Source organism: Geodermatophilus dictyosporus (genome assembly GCF_900115505.1).
GTDB classification, from domain to species: domain Bacteria; phylum Actinomycetota; class Actinomycetes; order Mycobacteriales; family Geodermatophilaceae; genus Geodermatophilus; species Geodermatophilus dictyosporus.
Genome location: NZ_FOWQ01000001.1, coordinates 574,816 through 587,414, shown reverse-complemented (window position 1 = coordinate 587,414; position 12,599 = coordinate 574,816). Strand labels below are relative to the sequence as shown.

Genomic DNA, 12,599 nt, shown 5'->3' with positions numbered 1-12,599 from the left:
TGGATGCGCCGATCCCTCCTCGTGTGACCCGTATCCCCAGACCTCGCACGGTGTGGCGCACGAGTGGGACCCTGCTGGCGATGGTCCTGACGGCGCTGCCCAGTGCCTCGGTCCCGGGACGGGAGCAGCACGACGCCTCGGTCCTGAGCGCGTGCCGGCCCGCCGCGACGGCGTCCGCAGATCCCGTCGTCCGCCGGGGCTTCTGGTACGCGATCGGCGACCGGCCGACCGTGGAGGAGGTCGATGCCGCGGCCTCCCGCTACGGCGTGGTCGTGCTCAACCCCTGGGAGACCTGGGCCCTCGACCGGATCAAGCAGCGGGACCCCTCGGTGGTGGTGCTGGTCTACAAGGACCTCTCCAGCACCCGCAGCTACCACACCGGCCCCCTGCCCCCGACGGGTGTGGCCCATGCCGAGGCCGACCCGTCCTGGTTCGCCGTCGACGAGGCGGGGGAGCGGATCGAGTGGGACCCCTACCCGGGCCACTGGCAGATGGCCGTCTGGGACCCCGCGTACCAGCAGCGCTGGGTGGACGACGTCGTGGCGGAGGTCCGCACGGCCGGCTGGGACGGCGTCCTCGCCGACAACGACCTCGCCACCCTGGGGTGGTACGACTCGGCGCTCCTCGCGGGAACGGGTTCACCGGCCGAGACCGACGCCCGGTTGCGCGACGGGCTCGACGCACTCGTGGTCCGCGCCGGCCAGGCCCTCCAGGCAGAGGGCCGGCTGCTCGTCCCCAACGTCTCCGACGCCCGGCTGACGGACGGCCGGTGGGCGTCCCACGCGGCGTACGGCGGCGCCATGGAGGAGAACTTCGCGCACTGGGGCACCGACCCGTACGACGGCTTCCTGTGGGACTGGGGCCCGACCGGCTGGGTGACCCAGACCGAGCAGCTGGCGAGCCCCGGGCTGACCGTCTCGGTGACCCGGGCCGCCGCCGGCGACGACCGGACCCTGCGCTACGCCTACGCCAGCGTCCTCGTCCGTGGCGACGGGCAGGACTACTGGAGCCCCTCGACGACTCCGGCCGGGGACTACACCCGGCCGGAGTCCCTCCCCGAGATGGATCTCCCGCTCGGGGAGCCGACGGCCGGGGCCGTCCGGCTGTCCTCGGGCGCGTGGACCCGCACGTACGCATCCGGGTGGGCAGCCGTCAACCCGACGCAGGCGACGGTCACCCTCACCCCGCCGAAGGGAGCCGTGGACCGCAGCGGTCAGCGGGTCACGTCGGTGACGCTGCCCCCGACGTCCGGGACCGTCCTGCGGGTCGACTGCCGCCGGTGACCTCGCCGGCCTGACCGGCACGGGCCCGGTGCACCCGGGACAGCGGGCCCCTGGGTCGGATCCTGTTCACCCGTTATCCCCAACAACAGCGCAAGACACAGTAAGGGACAAGACCACGACACCGAAGAAGCCGATCGGAGCGCGCTGTCGCGGGTGGGCCGGGTGCCGCTCGGCACGATCGCCGCCTCGAGATGGCCCACCGCTGGTCCGTATGGCTGCCGTCGGGGCCGGCCGGCTAGGGCAGGGGAGGGGAGGGGCGGTGTGCAGCACCGGCCGCTCCACCCCAGGCAGCCGTGTTCCCGTCGGGGCGGGCGTGCACGGAGGCTCGGTATGTGCGGGTCCGGGCGGGGTTCCGCAGCGCCGCCACGGTCCGCTGACGGAGAGCGACACGGAGCGCCTCGGCGTCCCGCGTGCGGAGGGGTCGACAGGGCAGCATCCACTGCCGGGCCCGGTCGATCTCGGTCGGTCCGCTCGGAGCCCCGTACCGTAGTCTTCCGTTATCCCTAACCTGACTTAACAACTTGTATTTCTGGCGACAAAAGTGATCAAGCAATTGCAGCCCCAGCTTCAAGGCCTCGTCCTGCGGCTCAGGTGACGCGCGACCGGGCCTGGGGGAGTCCGGTGCCGACGACCCGGGGGAGGGGACCGGCTCAGCGGTGCGCCCGGCGACCACGCGGGCCCTCGCCGAGGCGCCCGAAGGCGGTGACCGCCACGACGAGGACGAGGTTGGGTCCGATCAGTGCGTGCGGCGCCCGGGACGACGCCTCGCCGCCCTGCGGCAGCAGGATGCCCCAGGACTCGACGGGGCGTTGCAGGCCGACCCCGACGAAGGTGAGGACGGCCTCGGCGGACACGAGGACGCCGGCGCAGGCGCTGGCGAAGACCGCCAGCGACCGGACGGTGTGCGGGACGACGTGCCGGGTCAGCAGCCGCACCGGGCCGGCGCCCAGGGCGCGCGCCGCGGTGACGTGGTCGATCGTCATCGCCTGCCGGGTGGCGGCCCGCACGATCCGGACCATGGGCGGTCCGCTGAAAGCCGTGAGCACGGCGACGACCAGCAGCACGCCGCTCCGGTCGGTGGAGCTGAGCAGGATGACGCCCCCGAGGACGAGCGGGATGCCCGACCAGACGTCGCCCGGCGCAGATGGTGCTCAGCCTGTGGGCGGCCGTCACCCTGGTGTTCGTCGCCGTGACGCAACTGCCCGGGGACCCGGTGCGGGCACTGTTCGCCTCCGCCTCCGGCGCTCTACACGCGCATCCGCAACGACTTGCACCTCGACGAGCCGTTACCCGTGCAGTACGGCCGGTCCGGCAGGGGGGTCACGGCGGTGGCGCCGTTGCTGGTGGGCACGCCGGTCGTCGTCGCGGCATACGTGCTGCGGTTCGTGTTCGTCTCGGAGCTCGGCTGGGCGCCGTTCAACGCCCGCAGCGGCGAGCCGGCGGCGTACGTGCTGCCGGTCGTGGCGCTCGCCGCGCTGCCCACCGGCTCCGTCGCGCTGATCACCCGCGCCGAGGTGGGCGACACCCTGCGGGCGCCGCTCGTGCAGGCGGCGCGCGGCCGCGGGCTGACGACCCGGCGGGTGGTCGGTGTGGACGCGCTGCGTCCGGCGCTGACCCCGGTCGTGGCCTTCGTGGCCGCGAACCTGGGCCAGCCGGTCGTGGCGCTCGCCGTCGTGGAGGGCGTGTTCGGCATGCCCGGGGTGGGCAACGCGATGCTGGGTGCCATCAGCGGTGGCGACCGGGCACTGCTGGTCGGGTTGACGACGGTGGTGATCGCCGCCGTCATCGTGGCCAACGCGGTCGCCGGCGTTGTCGCGGCGGCACTCGATCCGCGGGTGCGGCTGCAGGAGACGTGACGGAGGAGCGGGCTGCAGGGACTCGCAAGTCGGGCCCCTCCGGGCTACCTGACATAATGTGCATTATCGGCACACACTTCGGAGGCGGATCGGGCCTCGGTCGACGGGGTCCTGACGGTTCGCCGAGCACCGGCCGGATCGGGACGTCGGCACCCGCGACGACACCGTGCGGTCTCCCAGGGACTGCGACGGCGAGCGCGCCACGGACGCCGTCCCGGGCCTCCGGTGCGCCCCCGGCATCCCGGCTCGACGTCCGGCTCGCCGGCTCCTGCCCGTCCGCGCCGCCGGCCTCCTCGGGCCGTCCCGTCCGCATCCGTCGCTGCCGCCGACGCCTCACCCGATGCCCCGGCCCCGGGCACCCGACCGGCCCGCCGGCACGCCGGCGTGCCGCCCCTCCCCGACACCCACGGACACCACCGTCATTACGTCACAGTGACGTATTGGCGGTGGTGTCCGTGGCTTCGACGGGCGCTCCACCCGGGTGCTCCGTAGGGTCGACGACATGGAGCTCCGACGTCCGATCGCCGCACTGATGACCGCCCTGGCTCTCTTCGGCGGCGGTGCCACGCTGACGGCGTGCGGCGACCCGGCGGGGACGGACCGCAACGACGGCACGACCGACGACAGCGAGAACACCAGCGGCGAGGACCCGTCGGAGGAGTCGCAGGACAACCTCCCGGACAACAGCAACCCCGACCCGGGCGCGCCCGAGGACCAGGACGACGACACGCAGGACCCGGACTGACCGGGCGCCGGCGCGGGGACGCGGAGGTCAGCCGGCGGCGCGCTCGGTGACCCAGAGCCTGTCCAGCCGGCCCGTGGAGTGCACCAGGTCGGCCAGCGAGCGTTCGAGCTCGGCCTTGGTGTGCCGCTCGGACAGCAGCGTCTGCACGTCCTCGATGGCGCAGCGCAGCTGGTAGAGCCGGTCCTGCAGTCCGTCGAGCTCGGCGCGCTTGACGAGCACGACGTCGCCGGGCAGGCCGGCCTGGGCGGTGGCGTTGCGCTGCTCGTAGGCGCGCTGCCGGCAGGCCTGTCCGCAGTAGAGACGGGGCCGGCCGACCGACCCGGCCTGCGGGAGGACCCGGCGGCACCAGCCGCACCGGCGTTCCCCGCCGCTCCCCTGCCGTCCCTCCGCCACCGGGGCGGCCGTCTCCAGCTGCGTCGTCGTACCGACCGCCTTCCCCACCGTCCTGCGGGCGCGCTGCTCTGCCACGGCCCGCACGGTAGACGGATCCACCGACAGTCCTCGCGGACACGCCCGCAACGCGCTGGTGGAGGGCACCTCCGGCGTGTCGGGCGGCGACGCTAGCGTGTCGGCCGTGCTCCCCGCCCGGTTCGCCTACCTCGACGGGCCGACGCCGCTGGCGATGGCCCACCGGGGTGGCGCGATCGAGCACCTGGAGAACACCCGCCCGGCGTTCGAGGCGTGCGTGGCCATGGGTTACCGGTACCTGGAGACCGACGTCCGGGTGACCGCCGACGGCGTGCCGGTGGTGTTCCACGACCCGATCCTCGACCGCGTCACCGACCGCACCGGCCGCATCGAGCACCTGCCGTGGGCGGAGGTCGCCACGGCGCGCATCGGCGGCCGGGAGCCCATCCTGCGCCTCGAGGAGCTCTTCGGCGCCTGGCCCGACGTGCGGTTCAACCTCGACATCAAGGCCGCCGGGGTGCTCGCGCCGCTGGTGCCCCTGGTGCGGCGCACCGGGGTGGCCGACCGGATCTGCCTCGGGTCGTTCTCCGACGCCCGGGTGGCCGCGGCCCGCCGGGTGTTCGGCCCCTCGGTGTGCACCTCGCTGGGCCCGCGCGGGGTCGCCGCCCTGCGGCTGTCGTCCTACTCCCCCCGCGCCGCCGGGCTGGTGCGGCTGCCGGCCGGCTGCGCCCAGGTGCCGCTGCAGCTGGGCGGCCGGGCGCTGGTGGACGAGCGGTTCGTCGCCGCCGCGCACGCCCGTGGCCTGCAGGTGCACGTGTGGACGGTCGACACCCCGGAGGAGACCGCGACGATGCTCGACCTCGGGGTCGACGGGATCATGACCGACCGCCCGGCGATGCTGAAGGGCGTGCTGCAGGCCCGGGGCCGGTGGACGCCGCGGTGAGCGGGTGGGCCGGGTGGCTGGGCACAGCGGTCCGGGACTGGCGGCCGGCCCCGCCGCCGCTGCCCGACCACCTCGAGGGCATCCTGCGCGACGGCGACCCCGAGTGGTTCGCCCGCGAGCTGGCCATCGCCGCGGCACCGCCCTGGGAGGTCTGGCTGTTCCTGCTGCGCCGGTTCTCCTGGCTGGTCGACGTCTTCGGCCGGGTGGAGGTCACCGGGTCGATCCCCGAGGAGCTGCGCCGGGGCCCGCTGCTGCTGGCGGCCAACCACGTCGGCGACTTCGACCCGTTCCTCGTCGCCGTCGCCCTGTACCGGCTCGGCGTCGTCCCGCGGATCATGGCCACCGGCGGGATCATGACCGCGCCGGTCGCCGGCCCCCTGCTCGAGCGCGCCGGCGGCATCCGGGTGGACCGGGGTACGGAGGTCGCGCGGCACGCGGTGCGGGTCACCGAGGTGGCGCTGGTGCACGGCGGGCACGTGGTGGCCTACCCCGAGGGGCGCGTCGGCCTGGCACCCGACGGCTGGCCCGAGCGCGGGCGCACCGGCATGGCGCGGCTGGCCCTGGGCGTGCGGGTGCCGGTGATCCCGGTCAGCCAGTGGGGTGCGCAGGAGGTGCTGCAGTACGGCAACGACTGGGGCAAGCTGCGCACCCTGGCGCGGTCGCTGGTGCAGCGGCCGGTGCTGCGGGTGCACGTCGGGCCGCCGGTGTTCATGGAGGACCTCGAGGTGGGCCGGGTGGGCGACGCCAACCGGGCGCGGATGCGCATCGCCGCGGCGATCACCCGGGGGTTGGTGCCGCTGCGGGCGGCCGGCGACCCGCTGCACCCGGACCCGACCCGGCCGACGACGGGTGCGGCGGCCTTCCCCGGCGGCGTCGTCCCCGACGACATCCCGTGACCGGACGGTGCTGGACCGCATCGGTCCCGGCTGACACCCTGCGCTCGTGACCGAGCGTGCGAGGCCACGCGAGAGCACAGCACCGTCGGTCACGACGCCGACGAGCGCAAGCGAGGAGGAGTCGTGACCGCCCCCGTCGCCGCCCGCCAGGCCGATCCCGCGCTGCGCCGGGAGCGCCTCGGCTGGTACTCCTACGACTGGGCGATGTCGGTGTTCAACACCAGCGTCACCACGGTCTTCCTGGGGCCCTACCTGACCTCGGTGGCCGAGACCGCGGCCGGGCCGGACGAGCGGTTGCCGTTCCTGGGCCTGTCGATCCCGCCGGGCAGCTGGTTCTCCTACGTGCTGTCGTTCTCCGTCGTCCTGCAGGTCGTCGTCCTGCCGCTGACCGGTGCCGTCGCCGACCGCACCGCCCGCAAGCGGCACCTGCTCGGGGCGCTCGCGGCGCTGGGCGCGCTGGCCGCGACCTGCCTGTTCTTCGTCGCCGACGGCCGCTACCTGCTGGGCGCGGTGCTGTTCGTGGTGGCCAACGTCAGCTTCGGCGCGGCGACCGTCGTCTACTACTCGTGGCTGCCCGACCTGGCCGCGCCCGACGAGCGCGACGCGGTCTCCAGCCGCGGCTGGGCCTTCGGCTACGTCGGTGGCGCGCTGCTGCTGGCCGTGCACCTGGGGCTCTTCCTCGGCGCCGGCTCGCTGGGGCTGACCGAGGGCGAGGCGGTGCGCATCTGCCTGGCCACCGCGGGCCTGTGGTGGGGCCTGTTCACCCTCGTCACCGTCTCGCTGCTGCGCGACCGCCGGCCCCGGGAGGCCGCCGCCGGGCCGGCGACCAGCGGCTTCCGCCAGCTGTGGGGCACGCTGCGCGAGATGCGTGCCTTCCCGCTGACGCTGTGGTTCCTGGGCGCCTACCTGCTGTTCAACGACGGCGTGCAGACGGTCATCTCGCTGTCGGCCACGTACGCGACGGAGGAGCTGGGACTGTCCCAGTCGGTGCTGACCGGCGCGATCCTCATGGTGCAGGTGGTCGCCGTCTTCGGGGCGCTGGGCCTGGGCCGGGTGGCGGCGCGCTACGGCGCCAAGCGCACGGTGCTGGGCTGCCTGGTGGCCTGGACGGCGGTGCTGGTGGCGGCCTACACGCTGCAGGAGGGCGCGGTCGCGCAGTTCTACGCGCTCGCCGCGGTGATCGGGCTGGTGCAGGGCGGCACGCAGGCGCTGTCGCGGTCGCTGTTCAGCCACCTGATCCCGGCGGGCAAGGAGGCGGAGTACTACAGCTTCTACGAGATCAGCGACCGCGGGACGAGCTGGCTGGGGCCGCTGGCCTTCGGCCTGACCTACCAGCTCACCGGCTCCTACCGGTACGCGATCATCAGCCTGGTGGTCTTCTTCGTCGCCGGCTTCCTGCTGCTGGTGCGGCTGCCGATGCGCCGCGCGGTGATCGCGGCCGGCAACACGCCGCCGGAGCGCCTGTGACCGACCCGTCCGTCCCGCCGGTGGCGGTCCCCGCCGCCGGCGACCGCCGTCGCGCGCCCGCGCCGGCCCACCTGCGCTTCTTCCACGGCCCCATGGACTGCGGCAAGTCCACCCTCGCCCTGCAGGTCGACCACAACCAGAGCCGCCAGGGCCGCTCCGGACTGCTGCTGACCCAGGGCGACCGCTCGGCGCGGCCGCTGATCAGCTCCCGGGTGGGCCTGTCGCGCACCGCCGTCGACGTCGACGCCGGGACCGACCTGCTGCTGCTGGTGCGCAGCCACTGGGCGGGGGGTCGCCGGGTGGACTACCTGATCGTCGACGAGGCGCAGTTCCTCACCCCGGGTCAGGTCGACCAGCTCGCCGAGCTCGTCGACGCCTCGCACGTCGACGTCTACGCCTTCGGCCTGACCACCGACTTCCGCGCCCGGCTGTTCCCGGGCACCCAGCGGCTGCTCGAGGTCGCCGACGACGTGCAGCGCATCCAGGTCGAGGTGCTGTGCTGGTGCGGCCTGCCCGGGCTGCTCAACGCGCGCGTGGTGGACGGCGCCATGGTGCGCTCGGGCGCCACCGTCGTCGTCGCCGACACCGCGCCCACCCCCGCCCCGGGGGACGGCGCCGGCGACGACAGTGGTGACGGCGGCGGTCCCGGCTCGGAGGTGCACTACCAGGTGCTGTGCCGGCACCACCACGTGCTCGGCCAGCTCGGCCCCACCGCGGCCGGTCCGGGGCAGCTGGCCCTCCCCTGAGCGGGGTGGTCCCCCGACCGGGGGGTGCCCGCAGCAGCCGATACCACTCCATGCGATGATGGGGAACCGACTCAGCGGAATCTCTTCGCGAAATCCGTCGTTGGTCTCTTTCGACTCCCCTGCGCAGTGGGTAGCTCCCTGCTGCGACGAGGACTCCTGACCGACACCCGAAGCACGAGAGGACGGTGTGCCATGGGCGAGCGTTCCCTGCGCGGCAGCCGACTGGGCAGCGTGAGCTACGAGACCGAGCGGAACACCGCTCCGATCGAGCGGCAGTACGCGGAGTACAAGTGCCCCTCGGGCCACCAGTTCACCGTGCCGTTCGCCGACGACGCCGAGGTGCCCGACACCTGGGAGTGCAAGTTCGACGGCGCCGCGGCCAAGCTGGTCGGCGGCAGCGAGCCGGCGCCCAAGAAGGTCAAGCCGCCGCGGACCCACTGGGACATGCTGCTCGAGCGCCGCTCCGTGGAGGACCTCGAGGAGGTCCTCGCCGAGCGCCTCGAGGTGCTGCGCGGCCGGCGGACCCGCGCCAGCTAGGGAAGGACCGTCGACGGCCCCGGTGGGATCCCCACCGGGGCCGTTCCGCGTCCGGGGGCCGATGACTTCCCGCCCCCCCGCGGGTCTGCACCGGCAGCACCCGACCGAGGAGGACCACCGTGGCGCAGGTGATCGCCGGCATGACCATGTCCCTGGACGGCTACGTCGCCGACCCCCACGGGGACTTCGGCGTGCTCTACGCCGACCTCGGCACCCCGGCCGGCGGCGAGTACCTGGCGGCGTCCCAGGCCGAGACCGGCGCGGTGCTCATGGGCCGGCGCACCTACGACGGCGCGCCCGACCCCGACTCCTACGCCGACGACTACGAGTACCAGGTGCCGATCGTCGTCCTGACCTCGCGCCCCCCGACGACCCCGCCGCGGCGCAACGACCGGCTGTGGATCACCTTCTGCGGCGACCTGCACGAGGCGGTGGCCACCGCCCGCGAGCTGGCCGGCGACCGGGCCGTCACCGTGGTCGGCGGGGCCGACCTCAACCGCCAGCTGCTCGACGCCGGGCTGGCCGACGAGCTGCGTGTCGACCTGGTCCCGGTGCTGCTCGGCGGCGGCCTGCGGGCCTTCGACGGCGTCGCCCCCGGCCGGCTCGAGGCGACCGGCGTCGAGCGGGTGGGCGAGCGCACCTGCCTGCGCTTCCGGCCCCTCCCCCGCGGCTGACCCGTCAGGCGCCGGACGGCCAGGCGCGCGGACCCGCGTCGACCACGGCGCCCTCGACGACCTCCCCCTCGGCGACCTCGCCCTCGATGACGCGCACCGGCGGGCGGGCCGACGCCGCGCCGGGCACCCGGGTGCTGCGCACCCGCACCGGGCCCGCCGCGACCAGCCCGAGCCGCACGGCCAGGCCGCGGCCGACCGCGGCCCGCACCAGCGGGCGGGTGGGCGGCAACAGGCACAGCAGCCCGACGACGTCACCGAGGAAGCCGGGCAGCACCATCAGCGCGCCGCCGACGGCGACCAGCCCCCCATCCCCGATCGTCCGGCCTCGCTGCAGGGGCCCGCCGCGAGCTCGCGAGCGGAGGGGGGCAGCGAGGTCCTTCAACTGACGCGCCATCAGCGTCCAGCCCAGCACGGTGGTGGCCAGCGCGGCGAGCACGGTCGCGCCCACGCCGATCCAGCTCACCACCAGCACGAAGACGGCGACCTCGGCGAGGGCCCACAGCCCCGCCAGCACCCGAACGCGGTGTCCCACGGCTCTCCTCCGGCCCGGTGAGGGGCGGCCCGGGTCCGCCTACCGGACCGCGCTGGACCGCCCGCCGTCGCGGACCCGTCCCGGTACGGCGCGGGGGACCCGGCCCGGCAGCCAGTCGGCCAGCCGGTCCTGCAGGCCCCACCACGTGACCCGCACCAACGCCTCTTCAACGATCGAGGCGGTCATCTTGCTCCGGCCCAGCGCCCGTTCGCTGAAGGTGATCGGCACCTCGACCACGCGGGCTCCCGAGCGCCACGCCCGCCAGGCCCAGTCGACCTGGAAGCAGTAGCCCTGGCTGGCCACCTCGTCGAAGGGCAGCCGGTCGACCAGCTCCCCGCGGACGGCCCGAAACCCGCCGGTGGCGTCGGCCAGCGGCAGCCGCAGCGCCCAGCGGGTATAGCGGTTGCCCACGCGGGAGAGCACCAGCCGCCGCCGCGGCCAGTCCTCGACGCGGCCGCCGGGCACCCAGCGCGAGCCCAGCACCAGGTCGGCGTCCGCCAGCGCGGCCAGCAGCAGCGACAGCTGCTCGGGGTGGTGCGAGCCGTCGGCGTCCATCTCCACGAGGACGTCGTAGCCGCGCTCGCGGCCCCACCGGAAACCGGCGACATAGGCCGGGCCCAGCCCGGACTTCTCCGTGCGCCGCAGCACGTGCACCCGCGGGTCCCCGGCGGCCAGCTTCTCGGCGAGCTCGCCGGTGCCGTCGGGTGAGCCGTCGTCGACCACCAGGGCGTGCGCCTCGGGGACGGCGGCGCGCAGCCGGTCGAGCACCGGCTCGAGGTTGTCCACCTCGTCGTAGGTCGGGACGACCACGAGGACCCGCGACGGGGCGTTCACCGGCCGCGCCGCCGGGCCCGCACGGCGACGGCGAGCACCGCGCCGGCGCCCAGCGCGGACAGCGCCCACTCGGGGGCGGCGCCGAGGCGCTGTGCGAGCGTGGTGGTGTCGCGCCGGGCGATCTCCTCGACGAACACCGCCGAGGTGAACAGCTGCGACTGCCGCACCAGCGACCCGTCGGGCGCGATGACCGCCGAGATGCCGCTGGTGGAGGCCAGCGCCACCGAGCGGCCGAACTCCACCGCCCGCACCTGCGCGGCGGCGACCTGCTGGGCGCTCTCGTCGCTGAAGCCGAAGGTGGCGTTGTTGGTCTGGACGACGAGCAGCTCGGCGCCGGCCTCCACGGTGTCGGCCACCAGGGAGTCGTAGACCACCTCGAAGCAGATGACGTCGCCCACCTGCGCGCCGCCCATCTCCAGCACGCCGGCCTCGTTGCCCCGGGTGAAGTCGCGGCGGACCAGGTCGACCTTGTCGCTGAAGAAGCGGAAGAAGGCGCGCGCGGGCACGTACTCGGCCAGCGGCACGGGGTGGCGCTTGACGTAGGTGTCGCCGGGGCCGGTCGCGGGGTCCCACACGATGCCGGTGTTGCTCAGGTACTCCCCCGGCCCGTCGACGACGGCGCCGACCAGGATCGGCGCGCCGACCGCCTCGGCGGCGGTGCCGATGGCCCGCGCGGCGTCGGCGTTGGTGTAGGGGTCGATGTCGGAGCTGTTCTCCGGCCAGACCACCAGGTCCGGCTGCGCCTGGTCCCCGGCGGCCACCGCGGCGGCCAGCCGCAGGGTCTGCTGCACGTGGTTGTCCAGCACCGCGCGGCGGCGGGCGTTGAACTCCAGGCCGGCCTCGGGGACGTCGCCCTGCACGACCGCGACGGTGACCGTCGGCCCGCCCGCGGTGAGCGAGCTGCCGGGCAGCGGCAGCCAGGCCAGCCCCCCGAGCAGCGGGACGGCGAGCGCGCCGGCCACCGCCGCGGCCGCCGTCCGCACCGGGGCGCGCCCCGGTGCCCCGCGGCCGAGGGCGAGCACGGCCGCGGCCAGCAGCGCGCCGCACAGCGCGACGGCGAAGCCGACCAGCGGCACCCCGCCGTAGGCGGCCAGTGACAGGAACGGCCCGTCGGTCTGGCTGAACCCCAGCCGGCCCCACGGGAAGCCGCCCAGCGGCAGCCGGCCGCGCAGCGCCTCGCCGGCCACCCACAGCGCCGCCGTCCACAGCGGCCACAGCCGCAGCCGCGAGGTCGCCGCCGTCGCCGCGCCCAGCAGCGCCAGGAACAGCGCCTGGGAGACCGCCAGCGCCAGCCACGGGAACGCACCGACGTAGGTGCCGCTCCAGGACAGCAGCGGCACGAAGAAGGCCAGCCCGAAGACCAGGCCCAGCCAGGCGCCGCCGCGGGCGCGCTGCCCGTGCACCGCCAGGGCCAGAGCCGCGGTGGCGGGCACCGCGAGCAACGGCAGCGACCAGCCGGGGAAGGCCAGCAGCAGCAGGAGGCCCCCGGCCGCGGCCAGCGCGGTGCGCCACGGCAGGCGCCGGCGGGCGGCCGGGGGTCGCTCGGGGCCGGTGCGGGGCCGCTGCGTCTCCGGCGCGGCTGCTGCGGGCACCCTCGGCCTCCCCGCGACGTGGTGCTCCGGGCGGGCCCGGGCGTCCGGCTGGCGCCCGCCGCGCGGCGGGCGCGGACCACCGCGTG

General features: G+C 75.2%; 13 protein-coding genes and 1 pseudogene. 9 read left to right on the top strand and 5 right to left on the bottom strand.

Translation table 11 applies throughout. The features are described 5' to 3' along the window. Positions 1 to 80: 80 nt before the first annotated feature. Entirely contained in the window at positions 81 to 1,283 is a 1,203-nt protein-coding gene (locus BMZ33_RS02715; RefSeq protein ID WP_091107464.1) for a putative glycoside hydrolase, read from the top strand. 650 nt (positions 1,284 to 1,933) lie between these two features. Here the strand turns inward: BMZ33_RS02715 and BMZ33_RS02710 are convergent. Further along, a pseudogene (locus BMZ33_RS02710) lies at positions 1,934 to 2,404 on the bottom strand (ABC transporter permease subunit); the annotation flags it as partial. A gap of 207 nt (positions 2,405 to 2,611) precedes the next feature. Between BMZ33_RS02710 and BMZ33_RS02705 the strand changes: the two are divergent. Both BMZ33_RS02705 and BMZ33_RS02700 read left to right on the top strand, forming a co-directional pair. Beyond that, entirely contained in the window at positions 2,612 to 3,139 is a 528-nt protein-coding gene (locus tag BMZ33_RS02705; protein WP_169063798.1) for an ABC transporter permease subunit, read from the top strand. Positions 3,140 to 3,641: 502 nt separating this feature from the next. Beyond that, the gene (locus BMZ33_RS02700; RefSeq protein ID WP_091107458.1) at positions 3,642 to 3,884 is read left to right on the top strand and encodes a hypothetical protein; all 243 of its coding nucleotides are present in this window, start codon (positions 3,642 to 3,644) and stop codon (positions 3,882 to 3,884) included. Positions 3,885 to 3,911: 27 nt separating this feature from the next. On the opposite strand, the gene BMZ33_RS02695 is transcribed toward BMZ33_RS02700, so the two are convergent. Beyond that, positions 3,912 to 4,352, bottom strand: coding sequence for a hypothetical protein (locus tag BMZ33_RS02695; RefSeq protein ID WP_169063797.1), 441 nt, complete (start codon positions 4,350 to 4,352; stop codon positions 3,912 to 3,914). A gap of 106 nt (positions 4,353 to 4,458) precedes the next feature. Between BMZ33_RS02695 and BMZ33_RS02690 the strand changes: the two genes are divergently transcribed. From BMZ33_RS02690 to BMZ33_RS02665, 6 genes are all read left to right on the top strand, one after another. Then, positions 4,459 to 5,235 carry a glycerophosphodiester phosphodiesterase family protein gene (locus tag BMZ33_RS02690; RefSeq protein WP_169063796.1) on the top strand — a complete coding sequence of 259 codons (777 nt, stop codon included), beginning with the start codon at positions 4,459 to 4,461 and terminating at the stop codon, positions 5,233 to 5,235. Further along, entirely contained in the window at positions 5,232 to 6,131 is a 900-nt protein-coding gene (locus BMZ33_RS02685) for a lysophospholipid acyltransferase family protein (RefSeq protein WP_169063795.1), read from the top strand. Before BMZ33_RS02690 ends, BMZ33_RS02685 begins: the two co-directional genes overlap by 4 nt. A 123-nt stretch (positions 6,132 to 6,254) precedes the next feature. Next, the gene (locus tag BMZ33_RS02680) at positions 6,255 to 7,598 is read left to right on the top strand and encodes an MFS transporter (protein WP_091107456.1); all 1,344 of its coding nucleotides are present in this window, start codon (positions 6,255 to 6,257) and stop codon (positions 7,596 to 7,598) included. Beyond that, positions 7,595 to 8,344 (top strand): thymidine kinase, encoded by a 750-nt coding sequence (locus BMZ33_RS02675; RefSeq protein WP_091107454.1) that lies wholly within the window; start codon positions 7,595 to 7,597, stop codon positions 8,342 to 8,344. The genes BMZ33_RS02680 and BMZ33_RS02675 overlap by 4 nt, the downstream gene beginning before the upstream one ends. A gap of 192 nt (positions 8,345 to 8,536) precedes the next feature. Further along, positions 8,537 to 8,881, top strand: coding sequence for an RNA polymerase-binding protein RbpA (locus BMZ33_RS02670; RefSeq protein WP_091107452.1), 345 nt, complete (start codon positions 8,537 to 8,539; stop codon positions 8,879 to 8,881). Between the two features lie 119 nt (positions 8,882 to 9,000). Further along, entirely contained in the window at positions 9,001 to 9,555 is a 555-nt protein-coding gene (locus tag BMZ33_RS02665) for a dihydrofolate reductase family protein (RefSeq protein WP_091107450.1), read from the top strand. Positions 9,556 to 9,559: 4 nt separating this feature from the next. Here the strand turns inward: BMZ33_RS02665 and BMZ33_RS02660 are convergent, their stop codons facing one another. From BMZ33_RS02660 to lnt, 3 genes are read right to left on the bottom strand one after another with little or no spacing between them, the layout of a single operon-like run. Then, complete coding sequence (locus tag BMZ33_RS02660) at positions 9,560 to 10,087, bottom strand: FxsA family protein (RefSeq protein ID WP_091107448.1); 528 nt, start codon at positions 10,085 to 10,087, stop codon at positions 9,560 to 9,562. Positions 10,088 to 10,126: 39 nt separating this feature from the next. Next, on the bottom strand, positions 10,127 to 10,921 hold the full coding sequence (locus BMZ33_RS02655; RefSeq protein WP_091107446.1) for a polyprenol monophosphomannose synthase: 795 nt from the start codon (positions 10,919 to 10,921) through the stop codon (positions 10,127 to 10,129). Continuing rightward, positions 10,918 to 12,513 (bottom strand): apolipoprotein N-acyltransferase, encoded by a 1,596-nt coding sequence (gene lnt, locus BMZ33_RS02650; protein WP_169063794.1) that lies wholly within the window; start codon positions 12,511 to 12,513, stop codon positions 10,918 to 10,920. Before lnt ends, BMZ33_RS02655 begins: the two co-directional genes overlap by 4 nt. Positions 12,514 to 12,599: the final 86 nt, after the last annotated feature.

Bases quoted from the DNA above. Each gene is read 5' to 3' on its own strand.
- BMZ33_RS02700 (WP_091107458.1), top strand. From the start codon at position 3,642: ATGGAGCTCCGACGTCCGATCGCCGCACTGATGACCGCCCTGGCTCTC.
- BMZ33_RS02670 (WP_091107452.1), top strand. From the start codon at position 8,537: ATGGGCGAGCGTTCCCTGCGCGGCAGCCGACTGGGCAGCGTGAGCTAC.
- BMZ33_RS02715 (WP_091107464.1), top strand. From the start codon at position 81: ATGGTCCTGACGGCGCTGCCCAGTGCCTCGGTCCCGGGACGGGAGCAG.